The sequence below is a fragment of the Phenylobacterium sp. GW821-FHT12F10 genome (assembly GCF_058806695.1).
The window spans coordinates 108003-132132 of the sequence record NZ_JBXAPY010000003.1 but is presented as its reverse complement, the minus strand read 5'-3'; the positions used below and the strand labels follow the sequence as shown (position 1 = coordinate 132132).

Sequence of the window (24130 nt, the reverse complement as noted above, 5' to 3'; positions counted from 1 at the left end):
TGGAAGACCGGGACCCATACTCACCGATATCTCCGGCCCGCCCCGCGCGTCTGGGTCCCGGACAAGCGCTGACGCGCTTTCCGGGATGACACTCTTGTTTCAACTAGTGCCGGAAGACCCGCACGCCCGTGAAGACCATGGCCAGGCCGCGCTCGTCGGCGGCGTCGATGACCTTCTGGTCGCCGATGGAGCCGCCGGGCTGGATCACCGCGGTGCAGCCGGCGTCGGCGGCCTGGATCAGGCCGTCGGGGAACGGGAAGAAGGCCTCCGAGGCGCAGGCCGACCCCTTGAGGTCCAGGCCGAAATCGGCGGCCCGTAGCGCCGCGATGCGGGCGGAGTCCTTGCGGTTCATCTGGCCGGCGCCGACGCCCAGGGTCTGGCCGGCGCGGGCGTAGACGATGGCGTTGGACTTGACGTGCTTGGCGATGGTGAAGGCGAACAGCATGTCGCGCACCTCGTCCTCGGTGGGCGCGCGCTTGGTGACCACCTTGAGGTCGGCGGCTGTCAGGCGGGCGTCGTCGCGGCTCTGCACCAGGAAGCCGCCGGAGACCGACTTGAAGGTGGTCCCGGCCGCCAGGGGATCGGGCAGGCCGCCGGTCACCAGCAGGCGCACGTTCTTCTTCTTGGCGAACAGGGCCACGGCGTCGGCATCGGCGTCCGGGGCGATCACCACCTCGGTGAGCAGCTTGAGGATCTCGGCGGCGGTGGCGGCGTCCAGCTTCTGGTTCAGGGCGATGATGCCGCCAAACGCGCTGGTGGGGTCGCAGGCCAGCGCCCGCTCATAGGCCTCCACCATGGTCTTGCCGGTGGCCACGCCGCAGGGATTGGCGTGCTTGATGATGGCGCAGGCGGGGCCGCTCGCGGGGTCGAACTCGGCGATCAGCTCGAAGGCCGCGTCCGTGTCGTTGATGTTGTTGTAGCTGAGCTCCTTGCCCTGCAGCTGCTTGGCGGTGGCCACCCCCGGGCGCGGATCGGCGAAGCGGTAGAAGCTGGCGGTCTGGTGGGGGTTCTCGCCATAGCGCATGGTCTGGACCAGTTCGCCGGCGATGGTCCGGCGCTTCGGGGCGATGTCCCCCAGGGCGGCGGCGAACCAGGTGGAGATGGCCGCGTCATAGGCCGCCGTGCGCGCATAGGCCCGGGCGGCCAGGGTCTTGCGCAGGGCCAGGCTGGTGGTCCCCGTCGCCTTCAGCTCGGCCAGCACCTCCTCCAGGTCGGAGATCTCGGTGCAGACGCAGACATAGCCATGGTTCTTGGCCGCCGAACGGATCATCGCCGGGCCGCCGATGTCGATGTTCTCGATCGCCGTCTCGAAGTCGGCGCCCGCGGCCACGGTGGCCTCGAAGGGATAGAGGTTCACATAGACCAGATCGATGCCGCCGATGCCGTGCTCGGCCATGGCCTTGGCGTGGTCCGGCGCGTCGCGAACGCTAAGCAGGCCGCCGTGGACGATGGGGTGCAGGGTCTTGACCCGGCCGTCCATCATCTCGGGGAAGCCGGTCAGCTCCGAGACATCCTTCACCGCCAGGCCGGCGCCGGCGATGGCCGCCCGGGTGCCGCCGGTGGAGACCAGCTCGACGCCGAGCTCGGCCAGGACCTTGGCGGCCTCGATCAGCCCGGTCTTGTCGGAGACCGAGATCAGGGCGCGCTTGAGGGGGGCGCGGTCGGCGGGCTTGGGGAAGTCGGGGGCTGCGGGCACGGCAAATCCTTCATCGTTTCAAGGAATATGCCCAGGCGAGCGGCGTAGGGTCCCTGCGCTCCCCGGTGGTCTCCCACCTCAGTTTCGCCAGTCACGCAGGTCGGGGTCGCTTTAGTCCCGGCAGACCCACCCGTCAATGCGGCGGGGGCCAGGCCTCGGCGGCGGCGAGCTTCCAGCGCACCCGCGCGCCGGCGTCCAGGCGGGCGTTGCCGCGCAGCACGATCTGGTGGGTCCGCTTGGGGAGGCCGTCCTGGAAATAGACCGAGGTCTCGACGGCCACCTCCTGGGCGTCGTTGCGCAGCCACCAGCCGGTCTCGTCCCCCTCGGCCCGCAGCAGCACGCTCTTGCCGTCCCGGGCCAGGCTGGCGCGGACCTCGGGATGGACATGGAAGCGGACCATGAAGGGCACGAAGCGGCGGCCGTCGTGGTCGCCCGCGGCGGCCTCGACCGGCGCCAGCCGGTCCTCGCCCCGCAGCTCGTCGGCGAGCAGGTCGAGGAACAGCCGCCGCTCATGGCGCAGGCCGAAGCGCGGGACCCAGCCGTCGTGGGACATCTCCAGCCACAGGGCCTCGCGGGTCTCGTGGCGCTGGGCGGCGACCGTCTCGTAGGCGTCCACCAGGCGGGGCCCCAGCGCCCCGGCCCGGAAGCCGCGCAGGGGCTCGCCGCAGGAGGCGTCGCCAACGCTGACCGTGGAGGCGGCGTCGGCCAGGCGCAGGGCCTGGGGGCCGTTGGCCTCCGGCGACCAGCCGCAGGCCACGATCATCCGCCGGCCCGCCGCCATCACCTCCAGGGCCAGGGGCTGGGCGCAGGCGGTCACGCTCCAGGGCCCCTGCGCCGGCGGGGCGCAGTCGGCCAGGATCTGCAGGCTGCGGGACTCCAGGCGCTGATAGCCGTTGCGGGCCGCCGGCAGGCGGGCGGACGCCTCCTCGCTGGCCCGGGCGGCGGCCACATAGGACCTGTGGCCCGCCTCGCCCCCTTGGAGATCCGGCAGACACCCGTCGGCCAGGGTGAAGAAGCGGATGGCGCCGGTAAGCCGGTCCATGGCCCGCATCATCTCGTCGGGCGCCGCGATGCCGCGCTGCACCAGGGCCTCGTCCAGGGCCTGGAGGTCCAGCAGCAGCTCGAGCGCCGCGCGGGGGCTGCGCGAGGCGTGGCCGCCGTCGGGCTGGACGGTGACGTGCAGGGCGCGCTCCAGCCGCACCAGGCCGCGATCGACCAGCTGTTCGCCGGCCTCGCCGGACAGGGTGGTCCCGGCCAGGGTGGCGGCGGCCGCGCGCTCGGCGGCGCGCACCGGCCCCTCGAGGCTGGAGAGCAGGTGGCGGGCCTGGCGGGCGAGATCGAGCGTGATCAGGGCGGTCTCGGCGTCGGAGGCCCGGGCGCAGAGGGTGTGGACCGCGCAGGCCAGGTTGAAGGTCCGCCGCTCCAGCACCTCCGGGGCCCAGGAGAAGCCGTTCCAGCGGCCGAACACCCGGCTCCAGTCCAGGGTCAGGCGCAGCCCCTCGGCGGCGCCGGCCTCGCCGGTGGCCAGCAGGTCGGGCATCCAGTCGAAGCGGTGCAGGATGGCGGCGAAGCGGCGGGTGGGGCTGGGGCGGTCCCAGGGATCGCCGCGGGTCCCGGTCTCCAGGGTCGCGCCGCCGAACACGAAGCGCCCGTCCAGGATGCGGCGGCCGGCCTCGGGGTCCACCGGGCGCGGATCGTGCGGATCGGCGGCCAGCCCCTCCGGGCGCGGCCGGGCCAGCAGCCAGCGATGCATCGGGGTCCCGGCCCACTCCCGCTGCGCCTGGCGGCGGGTTCCCTGGGCCAGGGCTTGGAGGAAGACTCGGCCGGGCAGGCGCGTCAGAGCCGGAAGGCCGCCCGCCATGCCGGTCCTACCCGCCCTTCAGGGCGGCGATATTGGCGGCGTAGGCGGCGGGGCCGCCCTTGAACACCGCGGTCCCGGCCACCAGGGCCGTGGCCCCGGCGGCCACGCAGAGGGGGGCGGTCTCCACCGTCACCCCGCCGTCCACCTCCAGGTGGATGTCGCGTCCCGTGGCGTCGATCATCTCCCGCAGCCTGGCGATCTTGGCGAGCTGGGAGTGCATGAACTTCTGGCCGCCGAAGCCCGGGTTGATGGACATCACCAGGATCAGGTCGACCTCGTCCATCATCCACTCGATCACCGAGGGCGAGGTCGAGGGGTTGAACACCACGCCGGCCTTGCAGCCCAGCTCGCGGATGCGCTTCAGGGTGCGGTTCAGGTGGGGCCCGGACTCGGGATGCACGCTGATCAGGTCGGCCCCGGCGGCGGCGAAGGCCTCCAGATAGGGGTCGACCGGGGCGATCATCAGGTGGACGTCGAAGGGGATCGAGACGTGGGGCTTGAGCGCCTTCACCACGTCGGGCCCGAGGGTGATGTTGGGCACGAAGTGGCCGTCCATCACGTCGATGTGCAGCCAGTCGGCGCCGGCCGCGGCCACGGCGCGGCATTCTTCCCCCAGCTTGGCGAAATCCGACGCCAGGATGGAGGGGGCGATGATCGGGGTGCGCGCGGTCATGGTCCCGACTTAACGGGGCCCGGCGCCCGGGACAAGGCGGAGTTAGGCCCCGTGGACGTAGCGGGCGACGAAGAAGCCGTCCGTGCCTCCGATGCGATGGTGGGGCAGGATTCTGAGCGTGCCGTCAGCCCGGACGCTGGCCTCCGGCGCCCCGCCCTCGCCGGGCGCGACGGGGGCGAGCGCGAAGTCGGGATTGCGGGCCAGGAAGCCGGCCGTCTGGGCCTCGCCCTCCTCCGGCTCCAGGGAGCAGACGCAATAGACCAGGCGGCCGCCGGGCGTCACGCGGCGGGCCGCGGAGTCCAGCAGCTTGGCCTGGACGCCCGCGAGCGCCGCGACATCGCCGGGCTTGGCGGCCCAGAGCACGTCGGGATTGCGGCGATAGGTGCCCGTGGCGCTGCAGGGGGCGTCCAGCAGGACGGCGTCGAAGCTGCGCTCGTCGCTCCAGGCCCCGGCGTCGGCGGCCACCGTCTCGGCGGTCAGGCCCAGGCGGGCGAGGTTCTCGGCCACGCGCACCAGGCGGGCCGCGGAGCGGTCGACGGCGGTGACCTCGGCGCCGGCGGCGGCCAGTTGCAGGGTCTTGCCCCCCGGGGCGGCGCAGAGATCCAGGGCGGTCTCGCCGGGTTTCACCGCCAGCAGGCGGGCGGGGATGGCGGCGCTGGCGTCCTGCACCCACCAGGTCCCCTCGGCGAAGCCCGGCCAGGTGGAGATCTCGCCCCGCAGGGCCGAGCGCAGGGTTCCCCCCGGAAGTTCCTCGGCCTCGAGGGCGGCGAGCAGCTCCGGGGTGGCCGGCCCCTTGAGGGAGAGGTCGGTGGCCGGCTCGGCGGCGATCAGGGTGGCCATGGCGCGGGCCGCCTGCGGCCCGAAGGCGGCCGACCAGCGGCTGAACAGCCAGGGCGGGGCCAGGGACTCCGGATCGGTCATGTCCGGCGGCTCGCGGGTGAGCGCCCGCAGGATGGCGTTGACCACCCCCTTGAAGGCGCGGCCCTCCTTCAGCGCGGCCACCAGGTCGACGCTGGTCCCGACGGCGGCGAAGGCCGGCGTCTCCAGGACGAACAGCTGCGCCACGCCCAGGCGCAGGATGTTGCGCACCACGTCGGGCGGGTCCCGCGACAGCCGCGCGTCCAGGGCCCGGTCGATGGGGCCCAGGTGGCGCAGGGTGGCCAGCACCAGGGCGCGGGCGAAGCCCCGGTCGCGGGGCGCCAGGTTGCGGAAGGCCGGGGTGGCGGCGGCTTCGTCGAAGCCGGTGCGGCGGGCGAGGGCCGCGCTCAGCAGGTCGAGCGCGGCGCGGCGGGCCGGCAGGCCGGCGGCGTCAGGGGATGCAAGGTCGGTCACGCGGGCGGCGTGCCCCCAAAGCGCCCCTTAGGCAAGCCCTGACGTCGGCTTATCGACCTAGGCCATCGCCGGCTTGCGGGCCACGCTGAGCACCGCCACGGCGAAGATCGCCATGCCCAGGACCAGCAGCACCTCGCCCCCCACCATGATCGGCACATAGGCCTTGTTGCCCTTCAGCATGATGGCCAGCAGGGGCAGGCTGATGAGATTGCCGAGGTTTGAGACCGCGAAATTGGTCCAGGCCAGGCGCGTCGGCGCCTGGTCGCCGGCCAGGCCGTAGAAGGTCCCCATCAGGGCCAGGGTCGCCCAGCCCAGCAGGTTGATGTGGGCGTGGACGGGCGCGAGGGTGAAATCCTCGGTCGCGCCCATGAACATGCCGAGGCTCATGCCCAGCAGGGCGTAGAGGACCGCGGCGCCGAAGAAGGCGACGGAAATCTTGGACATTTGAACACTCCCCCGAATGTTGCGCATCCGCCGGAAGATCTCGCCTGACGCAGGGGGCGGACGCCGATGACTCTACCTAGAATGGCTTTGGCCTCATGGCAACGCTCCGCCCCGCCGACTGGCGCGCAGGCGCGGCAGGGCGTAAATTGCCGCCATGGAAGACCCCGCGCCCCCGAACGCCGCCCCCGGCAAGCCCCTGACCCCGGCCGCCCGCCGGGCCCTGGAGGAAGCCGCCGCCCGCCACGCCGAGGCGCAGGCCGCCCAGCCCCTCGCCGAGGACGGCGGCCCGGCCGGTCCCGAACCCACCCGCTTCGGCGACTGGGAGCGCAAGGGCATCGCCGTCGACTTCTGACACGGTCAAGGCTGTTAACCCTTTCCGCGCCGGCTTTCGCGCCTGAGGCGTGAACGGTCGCCGCAACCGCTTGCCGCGCCTAGGTTTGTCGCCACGAGACGTGGTGGAGACGCGGCATGTCCTGGTTAATTCGGATGGCGATGGGCCTGGCCCTGGCCCTGGGCGCGAGCGCGGCCCTGGCCGGCTGCCCCGACCGCTGCGGCGGGGGTGGCGGGTTCAACCTGCCCACCTATGGCGACGTGGCCCAGCACTACGGCTATCCCGCCTGCGGCGGCTGCGGCGCCCGCCACGACGTGCGCGAGTATGGCCATGAGGATCGCGGGTATGACCGCGACGACCGCGGCCCGCCTCCGTGCCGCCAGCAGCGCTGCGGCGGCTGCCGTCAGTGCGGCGAGCTGACGCTTGGGAATTTCTACTATGACGGCGGCGTCGGCCCCTATCCCGAGGGCGGCTACGGCGGGGGCGGCGGCTATGTGATGAGCGGCGGCGGCGGGTTCGCCGGCGCCGGGTCCGGGGCAAGCGCCAGCGCGCGGGCCTCGGCCTTCGCCAGCTCCAGCAGCCACGTCAGCGTCAATATCGGCCGCGGCGGCGGCCACAAGGGCGGGTGCAACACCTGCGGCGGCCACGGCGGCTACGGCCACAAGTAGGGCGTCAGACCCCCGCCATCTCGCCGGCCACGCGTAGCGCGGCCTCGCGCGGATCGTTGGCCGCGGTGATGGGGCGGCCCACCACCAGGTGCGAGGCGCCGGCCTTCAGGGCGTCGGCCGGGGTGGCGGCCCGGGCCTGATCGTTCTTGGCCGACCAGTCGGGACGCACGCCCGGCGTGACCACCAGGAAGTCCTTGCCGCCGATGGCGCGGGCGAGCGCCGCCTCGTGCGGGCTGGCCACCACCCCGTCGCAGCCGGCCTTCACCGCCTGGTGGATGCGACGCTCCACCAGGGACCGCGCGGTCTCGGAGAAGCCCATCTCGATGAGGTCAGCGTCCGACAGGCTGGTGAGCACCGTCACCGCCAGGATCTTCAGGTTGGAGCGGCCCTTGCCGCGCACCGCGGCCTCCATCACCTGCGGCTCGCCGTGGACGGTGAGGAAGTCACAGCCGGAGTCGGCCAGGACGGCGGTGGCGCGCTGCACCGTGGTGCCGATGTCGTGCAGCTTCCAGTCCAGGAAGACCTGCTTGCCCTTGGCCTTGAGCTCGCGGGCCAGGTCCATGCCGCCGCCGGTGGCGAACAGCTCCAGTCCCACCTTGTAGAAGCTGACGGCGGCCCCCAAGGCCTCGACGATGGCCCGGGCCTCGGCGACCGTGGGCAGGTCCAGGGGGATGATCAGGCGGGGGTCGGCTTTGACCAGGGTCTCGGACATGGCTTGGCTCCGGGCAGGCGCGCGGGACCTCAGCCAGGAGGTCGGCGCGGGAGACGAATTGGGCTAAGACGCTGCAATGAGCCCGGCAGACTTCGCGGTCAACTTCTTCGTCGCCCTTTTCGCCCTGATCGACCCGATCGGCACCGTGCCCCTGTTCGCCGCGGCGACCATGGGGGTGAAGAGCAAGGATTCGCGGCTGATCGCGGTCTATATCGCCTTCTTCATCCTGTTCTTCCTGACCTTCTTCTACTTCTCGGGCCTGTCCCTGCTGGCCTTCTTCGGCATCTCCCTGCCGGCCTTCCGGATGGCCGGCGGGATCATCCTGTTCCTGCTGGGCCTGGACATGGTGCGCGGCGACATGGCCACCAGCGTCGAGGGGGCCGACACCACGCCCGGCGAGGGCCGCGCCCACGCCCGCAAGCGCTTCGAGCGGATGATCGTGCCCTTCGCCATGCCCCTGCTGATCGGGCCCGGCGCCATCTCCACGGTGATCATCTACGCCAGCGAGGCCAAGCGCTTCGGCCTGATCGGGGCGGCGGTGGGGGTGGGCGTCATCGCCGCCACCGCGCTGTCGACCATGCTGGCCTTCTGGGCCAGTCCGCTGATCACCCGCATGCTGGGCAAGATCGGCCTGACCATCGTGGTCCGGGTCCTGGGCCTGATCCTCTGCGCGCTCGCCGTCCAGTTCGTGATGATCGGCATCGCCGATAGCACCCACGACGTCATCCTGCGCAAGGCCGCCGCCCCCTACGGGGCGCACTGAGGGAGCCCTCCCTCCCCTTCATGGGGAGGGGCGGGCCGGCTTGCCGGCCGGGGTGGGGGAGAATGGCGGCATTCCCCACCCGTCCGAAGCTGCGCTTCGTCCACCCTCCCCATGAAGGGGAGGGAGAAGACCTAGACCTTCCGGAAGCGCGGGCCCTGCCAGGCCATCAGGGCGAGCGCCCAGTCGTCGGGGATGAGCCGGGCCAGGCCGGCGATGGCCTTGTTGGGGGCGCCGGGGACGGCGACGGCGCGGTTGGCCTCCACGGCCTCGTAGCCGGCGGCGGCCACCTCGTCGGCGCCCAGCCAGAGCCAGGCCGGCGTCGAGGCGCTGATCTTCTCCCGCGTGCCGTTGGCGTCGTGGAATTCCGAATAGGTGAAGCCGGGGCAGAGCGCGCTGACATGGACCCCCGTGGCCAGGTTCTCCAGGTGCAGGCTCTGGGAGAACTTCACCAGGTAGCTCTTGGTGGCGCCGTAGAGGGTATGGCCGGCCGAGCCGGGGACCAGGCCCGCCAGGGAGGCGACATTGACGATGCGCCCGAAGCGGCGGTCCGCCATGCCCGGCAGCACCCGGTGGGCCAGCTCGCTGGGGGCGGTCAGCATCACCTGGATCACCGCCTGCTGCTGCTCCCAGGTGGTCTCGGCATAGGTCCCGGGCTGGCCGTAGCCGGCGTTGTTGATCAGGGCGTCCACCCGCCGGCCGTGGGCGGTGAGGTGGTCGAGGATGGCGCCGGGGGCGGCCGGATCGGCCAGGTCGGCGGCGACGGTGAGGGTCTCGACGCCGTGGCGCAGCCGGATGTCCTCGGCCAGGCGGTCCAGGCGGTCGGCGCGCCGCGCGGTGAGCGCCACGTCATAGCCGTGGCTGGCGTAGATCCTGGCGAAGGCCGCCCCGATCCCGGCCGAAGCCCCCGTGATCAGCGCCAACTTGCGGTCCATGACGTCCCTCGCCCCCATCGGTAAGGCCTAGTTACGCCAGATCGGCGATCTCGTCGTCGGTCAGATCGCCCGGGACGATGGTGACCGGCAGCTTGCGGGCGCCCCACTTGACGCCTTCCTTGGCGATGGAGGCCACCAGGGGGCCGGGGCCACGGCCCTCGACGGCGGCGGCCAGCACCAGGATCTTGATGTCCGGATCCTCGGAGACCACCTTGCGCAGGGCCGCGCGGGTGTTGTCGGCGTGTTCGATGATGAATTCGGGCGAGACCCCGGTCTCGGCCACCACGAACTCGGCCATCTTCTGCAGGGCGGCCTCGGCCTCCTCGCGGGCCTGGCGCTCGATCTCTTCCCGGACGCCCGACCAGTGCTCGAAGACCGCCGGCTCGATCACCCGCAGCAGGGCCACATGGCCGCCGGTGGAGCGGGCGCGGCGGCAGGCGAACTTCAGCGCCGCCATGAACTCGGGGCTGTCGTCGGCGATGACCAGGAACTTGCGTTGGCTCATGGGGCGACGGTGGCTTGCTCCCGGTCCGGATGCAAGCCACCTCCGCAGCTAGGGTTTAGGCGCCCCAGAAGCCGACGAGCTTCTTCACCTCGGCGAGGGTCGGAGCGGCGGCGGCGCGGGCCCGCTCCGCGCCGGCGGCCAGCACCTTGTCGATCTCGGCGGGGTCGGCCATCAGCCGCCGCATCTCGGTCCCCACCGGCCCCAGCTTGGCCACCGCCAGGTCTGCGAGGCGGGGCTTGAAGGCGCCGAAGCCCTCGCCGGCGAACTCGGTCAGCACCTCGGCCGAGGTGCGGCCGTCCAGGGCGGCGTAGATGCCCACCAGGTTCTGGGCCTCGGGCCGGTCCTTCAGCTCTTCGACCGTCTCCGGCAGGGGCAGGGGATCGGTCTTGGCCTTGCGGATCTTCTGGGCCACCGCGTCGGCGTCGTCGGTGAGGTTGATGCGCGCGGCGTCCGAGGGGTTGGACTTGCTCATCTTCTCGGACGCGTCTCGCAGGGACATGATGCGAGCCCCCGCGCCCTGGTGGATGGGCTCGGGCAGGGGGAAGTAGCCCGGCGCGTCGAAGTCGTGGTTGAACTTCGCGGCGATGTCGCGGGTCAGCTCGACATGCTGCTTCTGGTCGTCGCCCACCGGCACGTGGGTGGCCTTGTAGAGCAGGATGTCGGCGGCCTGGAGCACCGGGTAGGTGTAGAGGCCGACGCTGGCGCGCTCCTTGTGCTTGCCCGACTTGTCCTTGAACTGGGTCATCCGGTCCAGCCAGCCGACCCGGGCCACGCAGTTGAAGATCCAGGCGAGCTCGGCGTGCTCGGTCACCGCCGACTGCGGGAAGATGGTGGCGATCTTCGGATCCAGGCCCGCCGCCAGATAGGCCGCGGCGATCTCGCGGGTCTGGGCGGTCAGTTTGGCCGGGTCCTGCCATTCGGTGATGGCGTGCAGGTCGGCCACGAAGATGAAGGTCTCGGCCTCGTGCTGCATGCGGGTGAACTTCACCAGGGCGCCGAGATAGTTGCCCAGGTGCAGGTCGCCGGTGGGCTTGACGCCGGAGAGCACGCGTCGTTTGCCGGCATAGGCGGCGGGAGCTTGTTCGGTCATGGGATCAGGCTTTGAAACGGAGGACGTGGGGGCGCGCGGGCGCGCGCCGCGGAAGCGGGATCAGGCGCTGCGCCATCGCCAGGAGAATGCGTCCGGATAAGCCATGGCGATGCGAATAGTCCGCCCGGGCGCTTTGGGCAAGTCCGTCAGAGGTCGGGGACGGCCACGGCCACGTCGCCCTTGCGCCGCTTCAGCGCCCCGCGCACCTCGGCCGGGGTGACGCCGCCGAAGGCGAACAGCAGCACGGGATAGAGCAGGCCGCCGACCGCCGACACCAGGAGGACGGTGATCTCCTTTGCGTGGCCGAGGCCCGCCATCGGGGCCTCCAGGGTGGCGCGGAAATGGGCGGCCAGGGCCAGCAGGACGCCGAGCCCCACGCTGGCGGCGGTGACCCGGATGATCTTGCCGATGGCCCGCTTGGAAGGCCGGTAGGCGTTCTGGCGCCAGAGCAGGACCGCCATCTGGGCCACGGTGCCCCAGGAGGCGATGGCCGTGGAGATGGCGATGCCGGGGAAGCCGATGGTGTAGAACAGCGCCACCCCCAGCACGATATTGACCACCACCGAGATGAGGGAAAACCGCATCGGGGTCTTGGTGTCGCCGCGGGCGAAGAAGGCCGGCTGCAGGATCTTGATCAGGACGAAGGCGGGTAGGCCCCAACCGTAGTGGAACAGCAGCGCCCCGGAGGAGGCCGCGTCGGCATAGGTGAACTCGCCGCGGGCGAAGAGGCCGTCGGCCAGATAGACCGGCATGGCCATCAGGGCCGCAGCGGCGGGCAGGGTGAGGGCCAGGCCGAAGACGATGGCCTGGTCCATGGACCCCTGGGCGTCGTCATGGTCCTCAAGCTGGAAGGCGGTGGACAGCCGCGGCAGCAGGGCCACCCCGATGGCCACCCCCACCAGGCTGAGCGGCAGCTGGTAGAACCGCTCGGCGACGTTCAGCCAGACCCGCATGCCGGCCACCTGGGAGGCCAGGATGGCGGAGATGAACAGGTTGATCTGCACGGCGCTGGAGGCGATCACCCCGGGCACCGCGCGCCGGGCCAGGGCCTTGATCTCGGGCGTGAACTTCAGGGCCCTCAGACGGACCCGGGCGCCGGTGCGCTGCGCCCCCCACCAGCAGATCGCCGCCTGGCCGATCCCGGCGATCACCACACCCACCGAGGCCGCGAAGGCCGCCTCCGTGGGATCCTTCTGCGGCAGGACGGCGATCAGCATCACCACGTTGAGGATGGTGGGATAGAGGCCGTAGATCACGAACCGGCCCCGCGCCGTCAGGATGCCCGCGAACAGCGAGGCGATCGAGATGCAGGGCAGGTAGGGCATGGTGATCTGGGTGAGCAGCACCGCCAGCTTGAACTTGGCCGGGTCGCTCATATAGCCGGGGCTGTAGGCCATCATCAGCCAGGGCATGGCCAGTTGGCAGGCGATCGTCACCGCCACGGTGGCGGCCGCCAAGGTCGCCAGGCTGTCGGCGGCGAAGGCGTCGGCGGCCTCCCGGCCGTCGCTGGCCAGCCGGCGGGAATAGTCGGGGACGAAGGCCGCGGCGAAGGCGCCCTCGGCGAAGATCCGGCGGAACAGGTTGGGGAAGGTCAGCGCCGTGAAATAGGCGTCGGCGGCGATGTTGGAGCTGCCCCCCAGGCGGGCGGTGATCACCAGGTCCCGGGCCAGGCCCATGAACCGGCTCACCAGGGTGAGCGCCGAATAGATCATCGACGAGCGGATCATCCCGCCGGACTTGGCGGGGGCGGACGTCGAGGTCGGGGTTGGATCGCTCACCTTGGCTCTGTGCGCAGGGCCGCGGCCGCCGTCAAGGGATCAGCGCGCGACGCTGGCCCGGGCCCGTTGCAGGTTGACCCGGCTCTTGGGGGCGGCGGCGGCCTCGCCCTCGTCCAGGGCCGCCATCAGATCGGCCTTCAGGCCGGTCATGGCCTTGGGATCGGTCAGTTTCTTGCCCGCGGCGTCCACCACGTAGAAGGCGTCCACCGCCCGCTCCCCATAGCCGTCGATATGGGCCGAGAGGATGGAGAGGCCGGCCTCGGAGATCGGCTCGGCCAGGGCCGCCAGCAGGCCGGGGCGGTCGCGGCCGGAGGCCTCCACCACCGTCGAGACCTCCGAGGCGTCGTTGTCGAGCATGACGGTGGGGGTGATGGAGAAGGCCGCGGCGCGGCTGAAGTCGGAGGTGCGCTTGGTCTCGGTCTTCACCGGCTCGCCGCGGGCCGCGGCCTCCAGGGCCTCGGCCAGGCGGGTGAGCGCCTTGGCGTTGTCGCTGCCATAAGCCGCCCCGGTGACGTCCTGCACATAGAAGACGTCCAGGGCCTGGCCCGAGCGCGAGGTGAAGACCCTGGCGCCCACCACATTGGCGCCCAGCGCCGTCACCGCGTGGGCGAGGTCGACGAACAGGCGGGGGCGGTCAGGGGCGGCCACCACCACCTCCGAGGCGTTCAGCCCCGGGCGGATATGGCCCTCGGCGGCGGCGCCGGAGCTCTCGGCGCGGCGGGCCAGGATGGCGTGGCGCTGCACCTCGGCCTCGGCGAAGGAGGTGAAATAGGCGTCCTCCATCGCCTGGGCCCAGGCGGTGGCGGCGGGATCGACCGCCACCAGCCGCATGCGGGCGTCATAGGCGGCGTTCTCGTGATAGCGGCGCACGGCGGCCGCCGCGTCCGAACCCCGGCCGCCGCGGAAGACCGCCTCGGTGGCCGCGTAGAGCTCGCGCAGCAGCTGGCCCTTCCAGCCGTTCCAGACGCCGGGCCCCACGGCGCGGATGTCGGCCACGGTGAGCACCAGCAGCAGCCGCAGGCGTTCGGGGGTCTCCACGATGCGGGCGAAATCCACCACCGTGCGCGGGTCGGAGACATCGCGCTTCTGGGCGTAGTCGCTCATCACCAGGTGATGCTCCACCAGCCAGGCCACCAGCTCGATGCGCTTGCGGTCCTGACCCAGGCGCTCGCAGGCCTGGCGCGCGGCCCGGGCCCCGGCCTTCTCCTGGCCGCCCGCCCCGCCCTTGCCGGTGTCGTGCAGCAGCATGGCCAGGAACAGGGCCTCGGGGTCGTCGATCAGCGGCATGATGGCCGTCGACAGCGGATGGTCCTCGGCGAAGCGCCCGGCCTTGATCTGGGCGATCACGCCCACGGCCCGCAGGGTGTGCTCGTCCACCGTGTAGGAGTGGTACATGTTGAACTGCATCTGGGCGACGATGCGGCCGAATTCCGGGAGGAAGCGGCCCAGGACGCCCGCCTCGTTCATCAGGGTCAGGGTCCGCTGCGGGTCGCGGCCACGGGCCAGGATATCCAGGAACACCTTGGCCGCGGCGGGGTCGCGCCGGGTCTTCGAGGTGATCAGGGGCAGGGAGCGGGTGGCGGCGGTGAAGGCGTCGGGGTGCAGGTCCAGGTTCCGCTGATCGGCCAGACGGAACAGGCGCAGCAGATTGATGGGGTCGGCCTCGAAGACCTCCGGACCGTCGATGTTGAGGCGGCCGCCCTCCTCGTGGAAGCCGGGGTCCAGCACCTTCTTGCGCGACTGGCCGCGGCCCGGCAGCAGGCGGGAGATGCCCTTGGGCTGCTGCTTGACCCGCTCGGACTCCAGCTTGGCGGCGAAGACGCGGGTGAGCGCCCCCACCTCCTTGGCGATCAGGAAATAGCGCCGCATGAAGCGCTCGACAGCCGGGGCGTCGCCGCGGTCGCCATAGCCCATGCGCCGGGCGATCTCCGGCTGCAGGTCGAAGGTCAGGCGCTCCTCCGGGCGGCCGGTGGCGAAGTGCAGGTGGCAGCGGACCGCCCAGAGGAAGTCGAAGGCGCGCAGGAAGGCGGCCACCTCGCGGCGCTCGAACATCTCCAGGTGGACGATGCCGTCCATCCGGGCCTGGGCCGAGGGGTTCAGGTACTGGGCGATCCAGAACAGGGTGTTGAGGTCGCGCAGGGCGCCCTTGCCCTCCTTGACGTTGGGCTCCACCAGGTAGCGGGTGGCGCCGGCCCGGTCGTGGCGCTCGTCGCGCTCCTTGAGCTTGGCGGCCACGAACTGGGCGCCGGTGCCCTTGACCACCTCGTTGGCGAAGCGGCGGGTCAGCTCCTCGGCCAGCTTCTCGTCGCCGGTCAGGCGGCGCGCCTCCAGGATGGAGGTGCGGATGGTGAAGTCTTCCTTGGAGAGGCGGATGCACTCCTCGACCGTGCGCGAGGCGTGGCCGACCTTAAAGCCCAGGTCCCACAGGGCGTAGAGCATGTACTCGATGACGCTCTCGGCGTGGGCCGTCTGCTTGTAGGGGCGCAGGAACAACAGATCGAGGTCGGAGAAGGGCGCCAGCGTGCCGCGCCCGTAGCCGCCGACGGCCATGAGGGCCAGGCGCTCGCCCTCGGTGGGGTTGCGGGCCCGGAACACGTGGACGGTGGTGAAGTCGTAGAGGGCGGTGACCACCTCGTCGGTGACCCCCGAAAGCAGCCGGGCGGTCTCGATGCCGCCGGCGCCGTTCTCCAGCCGCTCCTTGGCGATCATCCGGCCGCGGAACAGGGCCTGCTTGAGGATGTCCAGGGCGCGCCGGCGCTGCTCGGCCTCGTCGCCGGCGGCGTCCAGGGCCGCGGCGGAAAGCTGGGCGCGCAGCCGGATTCCGTCGACGACATATTCCAGGCGCGTGGGACGCAGGCGTGGCGGCATGGGGAGCCCTTGGGGAGATGATCCCCGACATATAGGGCCGCGCCGCCCCCCGGGCGAACCCCGCACAGAGCCGCGGCCAAAGAAAAAGGCCGACGCGGTTAAGCGCCGGCCTTCCTGCAATCGGATCGAGCTCGCGCGGCCTAGAGCGCGGCGAGCTTCTCGCGGGTCACCTTCAGGGTGTCGCGGACGCAGCGGCTGTAGGCGCCGAGGATCATGGTGTCGCCCGCGGTGTCCTTCAGGCAGACGGTGCGGGCCGCATCGACGATGTCGGCGTTGATCTGGTCGGCGGACTTGCCGGTGAGGGAGACGCGGACTTCGGTGGCGCTGGCCGAGGAGGCCACGAGGGCGGCGGCGGCGGCGATAACGGCGATGCGGATCATGTTCTAATCTCCTGCGGCGCGGAAAAATGGGGAGGCGGCCCGCGCTCGTCGGAGGGGTTTTTGTACGCTGGCGTTTAAAAAATGGTGCAGCGCGATGCTTAATATTTTGCGTCGCACAATTTTCTTGGACCCTAGATCAGAGGAGCCCCTTGAGCCGGTAGAGGGCCGCCATGGCCTCGCGGGGACTCATGCTGTCGGGGTCGAGCTCGGCGACCGCCGCGTCCACCGCGCTGGGCCCCGAGCGCTCGGCGACGCCGGGGGCGCTGGCGGCGAACAGGGGCAGGTCCTCCAGGTGGGCCGGGGCGCCGGTCTCCCGCTCCAGGCGCTCCAGCACCTCGCGGGCGCGGATCACCACCGGGGCGGGCACCCCGGCCAGCTTGGCCACCTGCACGCCGTAGGAGCGGTCGGCGGGGCCGGGGCCGGCCTCGTGCAGGAAGATCAGGTCGCCGTTCCACTCCTTGGCCTTGAGCGACAGGTTGGCGACGTGGGCGAGCCGGCCCTCCAGCACCGCCAGCTCGTGATAGTGGGTGGCGAACAGGCCCCGGCAGCGGTTGGTCTCGTGCAGGGCCTCGGCGCAGGCCCAGGCGATGGCCAGGCCGTCATAGGTGGCCGTGCCCCGGCCGATCTCGTCGAGGATCACCAGGGAGCGCGGGGTGGCCTGGGTGAGGATGGCGGCGGTCTCCACCATCTCGGCCATGAAGGTCGAGCGGCCGCGGGCCAGGTCGTCCCCGGCGCCGACCCGGCTGAACAGGCGGTCCACCACCCCGATCCGCAGGCTCTGGGCGGGCACGTAGCAACCCGACTGGGCAAGGACGGCCAAGAGCGCGTTCTGGCGCAGGAAGGTGGACTTGCCGGCCATGTTCGGCCCGGTGACGATGGCCAGGCGCGGGCCGACGGCCCCGGCGCCGTCCAGGCGGCAGTCGTTGGGGGTGAAGGGTTCGCCGGCCCGCTTGACCGCCGCCTCCACCACCGGATGGCGGGCGGCCACGGCCTCGAAGGCGGTGGAGCGGTCGATGATCGGGCGCGTGCCGCCCACGTCGTCGGCCCATTCGGCCAGGCCCGAGGCCACGTCCAGGCGCGCGGCGCCCTCGGCGGCGGCCTGGATGGCGGCGGCCACGCCGATGGCGGCCTCGCGCCAGGCCTCGAAGGTGGCCACCTCGATGGCCAGGGCCCGCTCGGCCGCCTGGGCGATCCTGGCGTCCAGCTCCGCCAGCTCCACGGTGGTGAAGCGCACCTGGTTGGCCAGGGTCTGGCGGTGGATGAAGGTGGCGTTCAGCGGCGGCGCCATCAGCGGCTCGGCGGCCTTGGCCGTGCACTCGACGAAATAGCCCAGGACGGCGTTGTGGCGGATCTTCAGGGCCACGCCGCTATCGGCCTGGAGCTGGGCCTCCAGCTGCAGGATCACCCGGCGGCTGTCGTCGCGCAGGGCGCGGGCCTGGTCCAGTTCGGGGCGCACGCCCGCGGCCACGAAGCCGCCGTCGCGGGCCTGGGCCGGGAGATCGTCCCCCAGGCCCTGCGCCAGCATCTGGCGGAAGGCGCCCAGCTCGAAATGGTCATGGGCGTGCAGGGCGGCGAGCGCCCCGGCGATCTCGGCCGGCGGCGGCGGGTCCAGCGGTTCCGGCGCCCCGGCGAACAGGACGGCGATGGCCTCGCCCCGGGCCAGGCCGTCGCGCAGGCAGCCGAGGTCGCGGGGGCCGCCGCGTCCCAGGGCCAGGCGCGACAGGGCGCGCGCCATGTCGCCCAGGCCCTTCAGCTCCTCCCGCAGCTTCTGGCGCAGGGGGCGACGCTCGACGAACCAGCCCACGCCGTCGAGGCGCGCCTCGATGGCGGCCGGGTCCAGCAACGGCCGGGCCAGGCGGGCGGCCAGCATCCGGGCGCCCGGGGCGGTGATGGTGCGGTCGATGGCGCCCAGCAGGGAGCCCTCGCGGGACCCCGACAGGCTCTTCTCGATCTCCAGGCTGGTCCGCGTGGCCGGGTCGATGGCCATGACGTCGGCCTCGCCCGCCCGGCGCGGGGCGGTGAGCGCTGGCAGGCGGCCGGCCTGGGTGGTCTCCAGGTGGGCGGCGATCAGGCCGAGCGCCGAGATCTCGGCCCCCGACAGGGTCCCGAAGCCGTCCAGGGTGTCGACGCCGTAGAGGCGCTTCAGCCGCGCCTCGGAGGCGGCGGGTTCGGCCAGCGCCGAGGGCATGGGCTGCACCACGCCGCCGGCGCTGCGCAGGGCGGCGTTCATCCCCTCGTCGGCGAACAGCCGGTCGGGGACCAGGATCTCGGAGGGGCCCAGCGCCGCCAGGGCGGAGGCCAGGTTCTCGCGGGCCACGGCCCAGCATTCCACCTCGCCGGTGGAGAGCTCGACGCTGGCCACGGCCGCGGCCCCGGCGCGAACCGCCACGGCGGCGAGCCGATTGGCGCCCCGGGCGTCCAGCAGGCCGTCCTCGGTGAGGGTGCCCGGCGTCACCACCCGCACCACGTCGCGCCGCACGATGGACTTCGAGCCGCGCTTGCGGGCCTCGGCGGGGTCCTCCATCTGCTCGCAGACGGCGACCTTGAAGCCCGAACGGATCAGCTTGGCCAGATAGGCCTCGGCGGCATGGACCGGCACCCCGCACATGGGGATCGGCGCTCCGCCGTGGTTTCCCCGGGCCGTCAGCGTGATGCCGAGCGCCGCGGCGGCCTTCTCGGCGTCCTCGAAGAACAGCTCGTAGAAATCCCCCATGCGGAAGAAGACCAGGGCGTCGGGCTGGCGGGCCTTGGCCTCGAAGTACTGGGCCATCACCGGGGTGGCGCCGGCGGAGTCCGCGGAGGGGGGGATCTGGGCGTTCATGCTCGGCGCGGAGGTTAACGGCGCCTGCCCTCCGCGTCAGCCCCTTGAACCGAGCCCCGCGAGGCCCAAGCTGTGGTTAAGTCCGGGAGGTTTCCCATGCACGTCATCTTCCCCGCCGGCCCCGACGACGCCGAGGCCCTGGCCCAGGTCCATGTGGCCAGCTGGCGCGAGACCTATCGCGGCCTGCTGCCCGACTCCTATCTCGACCGGATGAGCGCGCCCGTGCACGCCCGGCGCTTCACCCGGGCCCTGGTCAGCCCGGTCGAACACGAGATCACCCTGGCCGCCGCCGACCGCTCGGGGATCGTCGGCTATGCCGCGGGCGGGCCCTCGCGCAGCCGGCTCGTCGGCGAGGCGGAGGTCACCACCCTCTACGTCCTGCGCGCCCACCAGGGCCAGGACCTGGGCCGGCGGCTGCTGACCGCCGCGGCCCGGGTGTTCGCCGACCAAGGGGCCAGGTCCCTGATGATCTCGGTCCTGCGCGACAACATCCCGGCCCGCGGGTTCTACGAGCACCTGGGCGGCGAGGCCGACGCGCCCCGCAAGGAGCCGGGCCCCGGCGGCCTGATGTACGAGGTCAGCTACCGCTGGGCCGATATCGCGGCCCTCACCTCGGGGCGCGGCACGCCGCCATGATCTCGGCCATGGCCGCCAGGGCCTCGCGCTTGCGGGCGAAGCGGCTGCGGTAGCCGGGCTCGCCCTCGCCGGTGCGCAGGCGCAGGGCCTCGGCGAGGATGCGGCGGTGCCGGGGGAACCGGCCGAGCGCCCAGCGGCCGGCCCCGGTCTTGGAGGCGATGTCCCCGGTCTCCAGGCTGTAGGCCAGGCGCGCCACGCCGAGCACGCCCCAGGACGGCGCCCAGCCGTCCAGCATCATGATCCCCAGCGGCGTCAGCAGCTTCCGCGCGCGGCGCAGCCAGGCGGTCCAGTAGGTGTCGAGGTTTTCCAGGATCGAGGCCCGCGCCGCGGCCTCGTCGCGCCAGATCGCCGGGGGGCGCTCGCCCCGCACCGCATGGCCGTGGAGGTCGAGCGTCCGCAGGGCGATGACGCCGGCGTTGGTGGCGGGCGGCTGGGTGAGTTGCGCCGTCGTCATCCACTCGCCCTCGATGGGCGGGCGGCGCGGCAGCCGGTTGTAGGCCAGCAGGGCGGCGGTGATCGCCTCGCGCTGCGGGTCGGTGAGGGGGTCGGAGGTGACGCCGACGAAGTCGACGTCGCTGGTCCCGGGCCGCCAGTCGTCCAGCACCGCCGAGCCCACCAGGTGGAAGCTCGCCACCAGGCCCGGCGCCTGGGCGTCGAGGAGGCCCAGGAAGACGTCGGCGGCGGCGATCGCGTCGGCGGGCGGGATCATGGCCGGCGATGGAGGAGGCCTAGGCCCCCGTCACCTCTTCCCAGAAGCGCTTGGCCTTGCCGAGGAAGTTGGCGGACTTGGGGTGCTGCTGCTCGCCGCAGAGGTCCGACAGTTCGCGCAGCAGCTCCTTTTGACGCGCATTGAGTCGGGTTGGAGTCTCCACGAAGAGCTCCACCACCAGGTCGCCCCGCTCGCGGGAGCGCAGGGAGGGCATGCCGCGGCCCTTGAGCCGGACCGTGCGGCCGGTCTGGGCGCCCTCGGGCACCTTGACCTCGATCTTGCAATTGCCGTCGCAGTTCTCCCCGCCCATCAGGCAGGGCGCCTCGATGGCGCCGCCGAGCGCGGCCACCGTCATGGGCACCGGCACGGTGCAGAGCAGGTCCAGGCCGTCGCGCTCGAACAGCTCGTGCGGCTTCACCGACAGGAAGATGTAGAGGTCGCCGCGCGGGCCGCCCCGGGCGCCGGCGTCCCCTTCTCCCGCAAGCCTTATGCGGGCGCCGTCGTCGACCCCGGCCGGGATGCGCACCTGCAGGGTGCGTTCCTTGCGGACCTGGCCGTGGCCGCGGCATTCGACGCAGGGGTCGAGGATGATCTGGCCCGAGCCGCCGCAGCGGGGACAGGCCCGCTCGACGGAGAAGAAGCCCTGGCTGGCGCGGACCCGGCCGGCCCCGCCGCAGGTGCCGCAGACCGTGGGGCTGGTGCCGGGCTTGGCGCCCGAGCCCTCGCAGGCCTCGCACTGGATGGAGGCGGGGACCACGATCTCCACCTCCGAGCCGGCATAGGCCTGCTCCAGGCTGATCTCGAGATCGTAGCGCAGGTCCTGGCCGCGGGCCGGGCCGCCGCGCTGGCGGCGTCCGCCGAACATGTCGCCGAAGACGTCGCCGAACACCTCGTTGAAGATGTCGTTCACATCGTGGAACTGGCCGCCGCCCTGACCGCCGCCGCCGCCGCCGTTCACCCCGGCATGGCCGAACTGGTCGTAGCGCGCGCGCTTCTGGGGATCCGACAGGATCGAATAGGCCTCGTTGATTTCCTTGAACCGGCCCTCGGCCTCCTCGCAGCCGCCATTGCGGTCGGGGTGGTGCTCCATGGCCAGCTTGCGGAAGGACGACTTCAGCGCGGCTTCGTCGCAGCCGCGGGTCACGCCCAGGATCTCGTAATAGTCCCGCATCAAATCATCAGGCGTTCAAATTGATCTTCATGGGAGGTGGGATCGCCCGGTTCCGGCTGCAAGCCTTGGGCCAGGCGCGATCGCCGCGGCGCGGTGTCGCTCCCCATGACGACCTTCCGCAAGGATGCGAAGGGTCGCCATGGGGGCGCGGGATCACGCGGACTTCTTGGTGTCGTCGTCGCTGACTTCCTCGAACTCGGCGTCGACGACGTCGTCACCGCCCGAGGCGTCAGGTTGCTCGCCTTCACCACCGCCCTGCTGGGCGGCGTACATGGCCTCGCCGAGCTTCATGGAAGCCTGGATGAGGGTCTGGGTCTTGGCCGCGATGGCTTCGGCGTCGTCGCCCTCCACCGCCGACTTCAGGTCGGTGAGCGCGGTTTCGATCGCCTCCTTGTCGGGGCCGCCGATCTTGTCGCCGTGCTCGGCCATGGCCTTTTCGGTGGAGTGGATCACCGCCTCGGCCTGGTTCTTGGCCTCGACCATCGCCTTGCGCTTCTCGTCCTCGGCCTTGTTGCTCTCGGCCTCGCGGACCATCTTCTCGATGTCGGCGTCCGACAGCCCGCCATTGGCCTGGATGCGGATCGACTGCTCCTTGGCGGTCGCCTTGTCGCGGGCCGAGACGTTGACGATGCCGTTGGCGTCGATGTCGAAGGTCACCTCGACCTGCGGCACGCCGCGCGGCGCCGGGGGAATCCCCACCAGGTCGAACTGACCCAGCATCTTGTTGTCGTGCGCCATGGGCCGCTCGCCCTGGAACACCCGGATGGTCACCGCCGACTGGTTGTCGTCGGCCGTCGAGAAGGTCTGCGAACGCTTGGTGGGGATGGTGGTGTTGCGTTCGATCAGCGGGGTGAACACCCCGCCCAGGGTCTCGATGCCGAGCGTCAGGGGCGTGACGTCCAGCAGCAGGACGTCCTTGACGTCGCCCTGCAGCACCCCGGCCTGCACCGCGGCGCCCAGCGCCACGACTTCGTCCGGGTTCACGCCCTTGTGGGGCTCACGGCCGAAGAACTCCTTCACGGTGTCCACGACCCTGGGCATGCGGGTCATGCCGCCCACCAGGATCACTTCGTCGATGTCGGACTTCTTCAGGCCGGCGTCCTTCAGGGCCATCTCGCAGGGGCCGACCGTCTTGGCGATCAGGTCCTCGACCAGGGCTTCCAGCTTGGCGCGCGACAGCTTGATGTTCAGGTGCAGGGGACCCGACGCGTTCATCGAGATGAAGGGCAGGTTCACCTCGTACTGCGTGGTGGTCGACAGCTCCTTCTTGGCCTTTTCGCCCTCTTCCTTGAGGCGCTGCAGGGCCAGCTTGTCCTTGCGCAGGTCGACGGAGGTCTCTTTCTTGAACTCGTCGGCCAGGTAGTCGACGATCCGCAGGTCGAAGTCCTCGCCGCCGAGGAAGGTGTCCCCGTTGGTGGCCTTCACCTCGAAGACGCCGTCGCCGATCTCGAGGATCGACACGTCGAAGGTGCCGCCGCCGAGGTCGTAGACCACGATCTTCTTGCCGTCGTTCTTCTCAAGCCCGTAGGCGAGCGCCGCGGCGGTGGGTTCGTTGATGATGCGCAGGACTTCCAGGCCGGCGATCTTGCCGGCGTCCTTGGTGGCCTGGCGCTGGGCGTCGTTGAAATAGGCCGGGACGGTGATGACCGCCTTCTCGACCTTCTCGCCCAGGTGACGCTCGGCGTCCTCCTTGATCTTGCCCAGGATGAAGGCGGAGATCTGCTGGGGCGAGTAGTCCTTGCCCTGGGCCCGGATCCAGGCGTCCCCATTGGGACCCTTGACGATCTCGTAGGGCACCATCTTCTTGTCTTTTTCGACCAGCGGATCGTCGTTGTGACGACCGATCAGACGCTTGACCGCGAAGACGGTGTTGGTGGGGTTGGTCACCGCCTGGCGTTTGGCGGGTTGGCCGACAAGGCGCTCCCCGTCTTCCAGGAAGGCCACCACGGAAGGCGTGGTCCGCGCGCCTTCGGCGTTCTCGATCACTTTCGGCTGCTTGCCGTCCATGATCGCAACGCACGAATTCGTCGTGCCGAGGTCGATGCCGATAATCTTGCTCATGTTCGAGTCTCTTGCTCGCTCCACTAGTGGCGGACGGTGCGTGAGGGGCCTCGTTTCCAAGCGCCCGACTTTTTCTGTCACCGTCCCCGGTTCGATCAGGGTCTCGGGCGGTTAACCTGTGCGGAAACCGCCGTCGAGTCGCGATATGGGATGGCCGGGCGTCCCCGCAAGGGCGAATGCCCTTAAAGTGTGCGGGGTCTTGTGGCGGAGCCCTCCCGCCAAGTCGCTAATATCCTTGCATAAGCTTCACCTTCATGCGGCGCGAAACCGCCGCGCGCGGCCAAAAACGCGTGTTGGAGGACCATGGCCTGCTGCTCGATATTCAAACTTGAGAAATCGCAGGTTTTCGAAAGATCGTAGGCATAGGCGCCCGGACCATCCCCGGCCCGCAGCTTGGCCGTGAGCAGATTGACCCCCGACTGGGCCTGCCAGACGTGGGTCAGTTCGTGGACGAAGACCGCCTGCAGGAGCAGCGGCGCCCGGGCGAAGTCGGCGTGGGCCTGGGCCGCCGGCCAGACGATCAGTCGTCCGAAGGGCACGAAGGCCCGGCGCCAGAGGGGGATGGCGAAGATCCGCACGGGGTCGGGGTCGAGGCCCCCGCCGAACAGCTCCCAGGCCAGGGCCGCCTCGCCGGAGGTCAGGGTCCGCAAACCGCCAGGCCGCATGGATGCGTGATCGTCCATCTGGCCTATATGGCGC

At 71.4% G+C, this 24130-nt stretch carries 21 protein-coding genes and 1 riboswitch; of the genes, 4 read left to right on the top strand and 17 right to left on the bottom strand.

The features are described 5' to 3' along the window. Positions 1–103 precede the first annotated feature (103 nt). From purH to AC1RN5_RS16660, 5 genes are all read right to left on the bottom strand, one after another. The gene (purH, locus tag AC1RN5_RS16680; RefSeq protein ID WP_493042267.1) at positions 104–1696 is read right to left on the bottom strand and encodes a bifunctional phosphoribosylaminoimidazolecarboxamide formyltransferase/IMP cyclohydrolase; all 1593 of its coding nucleotides are present in this window, start codon (positions 1694–1696) and stop codon (positions 104–106) included. A gap of 22 nt (positions 1697–1718) precedes the next feature. Beyond that, a riboswitch (ZMP/ZTP riboswitch) is annotated at positions 1719–1801 on the bottom strand. Between the two features lie 28 nt (positions 1802–1829). Then, on the bottom strand, positions 1830–3557 hold the full coding sequence (locus tag AC1RN5_RS16675) for a heparinase II/III family protein (protein ID WP_493042266.1): 1728 nt from the start codon (positions 3555–3557) through the stop codon (positions 1830–1832). Positions 3558–3564: 7 nt separating this feature from the next. After that, complete coding sequence (gene rpe / locus AC1RN5_RS16670) at positions 3565–4230, bottom strand: ribulose-phosphate 3-epimerase (protein WP_421933776.1); 666 nt, start codon at positions 4228–4230, stop codon at positions 3565–3567. 42 nt (positions 4231–4272) lie between these two features. After that, the gene (locus tag AC1RN5_RS16665) at positions 4273–5562 is read right to left on the bottom strand and encodes an RsmB/NOP family class I SAM-dependent RNA methyltransferase (protein ID WP_493042265.1); all 1290 of its coding nucleotides are present in this window, start codon (positions 5560–5562) and stop codon (positions 4273–4275) included. A gap of 57 nt (positions 5563–5619) precedes the next feature. Next, positions 5620–6006, bottom strand: a complete 387-nt coding sequence (locus AC1RN5_RS16660; protein WP_493042264.1) for a hypothetical protein — start codon at positions 6004–6006, stop codon at positions 5620–5622. 154 nt (positions 6007–6160) lie between these two features. Between AC1RN5_RS16660 and AC1RN5_RS16655 the strand changes: the two genes are divergently transcribed. Both AC1RN5_RS16655 and AC1RN5_RS16650 read left to right on the top strand, forming a co-directional pair. After that, on the top strand, positions 6161–6358 hold the full coding sequence (locus tag AC1RN5_RS16655) for a DUF1674 domain-containing protein (protein WP_493042263.1): 198 nt from the start codon (positions 6161–6163) through the stop codon (positions 6356–6358). 116 nt (positions 6359–6474) lie between these two features. After that, on the top strand, positions 6475–7005 hold the full coding sequence (locus AC1RN5_RS16650; protein WP_493042262.1) for a hypothetical protein: 531 nt from the start codon (positions 6475–6477) through the stop codon (positions 7003–7005). Positions 7006–7009: 4 nt separating this feature from the next. Here the strand turns inward: AC1RN5_RS16650 and pyrF are convergent, their stop codons facing one another. Beyond that, positions 7010–7717, bottom strand: a complete 708-nt coding sequence (gene pyrF / locus AC1RN5_RS16645; RefSeq protein WP_493042261.1) for an orotidine-5'-phosphate decarboxylase — start codon at positions 7715–7717, stop codon at positions 7010–7012. A 76-nt stretch (positions 7718–7793) separates the two neighbouring features. Between pyrF and AC1RN5_RS16640 the strand changes: the two genes are divergently transcribed. Next, complete coding sequence (locus tag AC1RN5_RS16640; protein WP_493042260.1) at positions 7794–8480, top strand: MarC family protein; 687 nt, start codon at positions 7794–7796, stop codon at positions 8478–8480. A 131-nt stretch (positions 8481–8611) separates the two neighbouring features. Here AC1RN5_RS16640 and AC1RN5_RS16635 read toward each other — a convergent pair whose 3' ends face one another. The 7 genes from AC1RN5_RS16635 to mutS all read right to left on the bottom strand — a co-directional run bounded on the left by AC1RN5_RS16635 (position 8612) and on the right by mutS (position 18854). After that, complete coding sequence (locus tag AC1RN5_RS16635) at positions 8612–9412, bottom strand: SDR family NAD(P)-dependent oxidoreductase (protein WP_493042259.1); 801 nt, start codon at positions 9410–9412, stop codon at positions 8612–8614. 31 nt (positions 9413–9443) lie between these two features. Next, the gene (locus AC1RN5_RS16630; RefSeq protein ID WP_493042258.1) at positions 9444–9917 is read right to left on the bottom strand and encodes a universal stress protein; all 474 of its coding nucleotides are present in this window, start codon (positions 9915–9917) and stop codon (positions 9444–9446) included. A gap of 55 nt (positions 9918–9972) precedes the next feature. Then, positions 9973–11007 (bottom strand): tryptophan--tRNA ligase, encoded by a 1035-nt coding sequence (gene trpS, locus AC1RN5_RS16625; RefSeq protein ID WP_493042257.1) that lies wholly within the window; start codon positions 11005–11007, stop codon positions 9973–9975. A 146-nt stretch (positions 11008–11153) separates the two neighbouring features. Then, positions 11154–12785, bottom strand: a complete 1632-nt coding sequence (gene murJ / locus AC1RN5_RS16620; protein ID WP_493042256.1) for a murein biosynthesis integral membrane protein MurJ — start codon at positions 12783–12785, stop codon at positions 11154–11156. 39 nt (positions 12786–12824) lie between these two features. Then, positions 12825–15653, bottom strand: a complete 2829-nt coding sequence (locus AC1RN5_RS16615; RefSeq protein ID WP_493042255.1) for a [protein-PII] uridylyltransferase — start codon at positions 15651–15653, stop codon at positions 12825–12827. A 140-nt stretch (positions 15654–15793) separates the two neighbouring features. Then, complete coding sequence (locus AC1RN5_RS16610; RefSeq protein WP_493042254.1) at positions 15794–16033, bottom strand: hypothetical protein; 240 nt, start codon at positions 16031–16033, stop codon at positions 15794–15796. 136 nt (positions 16034–16169) lie between these two features. Further along, positions 16170–18854 carry a DNA mismatch repair protein MutS gene (gene mutS / locus AC1RN5_RS16605; RefSeq protein WP_493042253.1) on the bottom strand — a complete coding sequence of 895 codons (2685 nt, stop codon included), beginning with the start codon at positions 18852–18854 and terminating at the stop codon, positions 16170–16172. Between the two features lie 96 nt (positions 18855–18950). On the opposite strand from mutS, the gene AC1RN5_RS16600 reads away from it, so the two are divergent. Beyond that, positions 18951–19490, top strand: coding sequence for a GNAT family N-acetyltransferase (locus AC1RN5_RS16600; RefSeq protein WP_493042252.1), 540 nt, complete (start codon positions 18951–18953; stop codon positions 19488–19490). Here the strand turns inward: AC1RN5_RS16600 and AC1RN5_RS16595 are convergent. The 4 genes from AC1RN5_RS16595 to AC1RN5_RS16580 form a co-directional block, all read right to left on the bottom strand. Further along, the gene (locus AC1RN5_RS16595) at positions 19462–20199 is read right to left on the bottom strand and encodes an aminoglycoside adenylyltransferase domain-containing protein (RefSeq protein ID WP_493042251.1); all 738 of its coding nucleotides are present in this window, start codon (positions 20197–20199) and stop codon (positions 19462–19464) included. The two genes, AC1RN5_RS16600 and AC1RN5_RS16595, sit on opposite strands and share 29 nt — an antisense overlap. 19 nt (positions 20200–20218) lie before the next feature. Beyond that, positions 20219–21370: a molecular chaperone DnaJ gene (gene dnaJ, locus AC1RN5_RS16590; RefSeq protein ID WP_493042250.1), complete on the bottom strand. Its 1152-nt coding sequence runs from the start codon at positions 21368–21370 to the stop codon at positions 20219–20221. Between the two features lie 153 nt (positions 21371–21523). Continuing rightward, positions 21524–23431, bottom strand: a complete 1908-nt coding sequence (gene dnaK, locus AC1RN5_RS16585; protein WP_493042249.1) for a molecular chaperone DnaK — start codon at positions 23429–23431, stop codon at positions 21524–21526. Positions 23432–23613: 182 nt separating this feature from the next. Then, positions 23614–24114: a hypothetical protein gene (locus AC1RN5_RS16580; RefSeq protein WP_493042248.1), complete on the bottom strand. Its 501-nt coding sequence runs from the start codon at positions 24112–24114 to the stop codon at positions 23614–23616. Between the last annotated feature and the right edge of the window lie 16 nt (positions 24115–24130).

What these genes read in the sequence shown, in the direction of transcription:
- mutS (WP_493042253.1), bottom strand. Translation starts at nt 18,854, where the DNA reads ATGAACGCCCAGATCCCCCCCTCCGCGGACTCCGCCGGCGCCACCCCG.
- AC1RN5_RS16640 (WP_493042260.1), top strand. Translation starts at nt 7,794, where the DNA reads ATGAGCCCGGCAGACTTCGCGGTCAACTTCTTCGTCGCCCTTTTCGCC.
- dnaK (WP_493042249.1), bottom strand. Translation starts at nt 23,431, where the DNA reads ATGAGCAAGATTATCGGCATCGACCTCGGCACGACGAATTCGTGCGTT.
- AC1RN5_RS16650 (WP_493042262.1), top strand. Translation starts at nt 6,475, where the DNA reads ATGTCCTGGTTAATTCGGATGGCGATGGGCCTGGCCCTGGCCCTGGGC.
- pyrF (WP_493042261.1), bottom strand. Translation starts at nt 7,717, where the DNA reads ATGTCCGAGACCCTGGTCAAAGCCGACCCCCGCCTGATCATCCCCCTG.
- AC1RN5_RS16655 (WP_493042263.1), top strand. Translation starts at nt 6,161, where the DNA reads ATGGAAGACCCCGCGCCCCCGAACGCCGCCCCCGGCAAGCCCCTGACC.
- AC1RN5_RS16595 (WP_493042251.1), bottom strand. Translation starts at nt 20,199, where the DNA reads ATGATCCCGCCCGCCGACGCGATCGCCGCCGCCGACGTCTTCCTGGGC.
- AC1RN5_RS16610 (WP_493042254.1), bottom strand. Translation starts at nt 16,033, where the DNA reads ATGATCCGCATCGCCGTTATCGCCGCCGCCGCCGCCCTCGTGGCCTCC.
- AC1RN5_RS16660 (WP_493042264.1), bottom strand. Translation starts at nt 6,006, where the DNA reads ATGTCCAAGATTTCCGTCGCCTTCTTCGGCGCCGCGGTCCTCTACGCC.
- AC1RN5_RS16635 (WP_493042259.1), bottom strand. Translation starts at nt 9,412, where the DNA reads ATGGACCGCAAGTTGGCGCTGATCACGGGGGCTTCGGCCGGGATCGGG.
- dnaJ (WP_493042250.1), bottom strand. Translation starts at nt 21,370, where the DNA reads ATGCGGGACTATTACGAGATCCTGGGCGTGACCCGCGGCTGCGACGAA.
- rpe (WP_421933776.1), bottom strand. Translation starts at nt 4,230, where the DNA reads ATGACCGCGCGCACCCCGATCATCGCCCCCTCCATCCTGGCGTCGGAT.
- trpS (WP_493042257.1), bottom strand. Translation starts at nt 11,007, where the DNA reads ATGACCGAACAAGCTCCCGCCGCCTATGCCGGCAAACGACGCGTGCTC.
- AC1RN5_RS16600 (WP_493042252.1), top strand. Translation starts at nt 18,951, where the DNA reads ATGCACGTCATCTTCCCCGCCGGCCCCGACGACGCCGAGGCCCTGGCC.
- AC1RN5_RS16630 (WP_493042258.1), bottom strand. Translation starts at nt 9,917, where the DNA reads ATGAGCCAACGCAAGTTCCTGGTCATCGCCGACGACAGCCCCGAGTTC.
- AC1RN5_RS16615 (WP_493042255.1), bottom strand. Translation starts at nt 15,653, where the DNA reads ATGCCGCCACGCCTGCGTCCCACGCGCCTGGAATATGTCGTCGACGGA.
- AC1RN5_RS16675 (WP_493042266.1), bottom strand. Translation starts at nt 3,557, where the DNA reads ATGGCGGGCGGCCTTCCGGCTCTGACGCGCCTGCCCGGCCGAGTCTTC.
- AC1RN5_RS16580 (WP_493042248.1), bottom strand. Translation starts at nt 24,114, where the DNA reads ATGGACGATCACGCATCCATGCGGCCTGGCGGTTTGCGGACCCTGACC.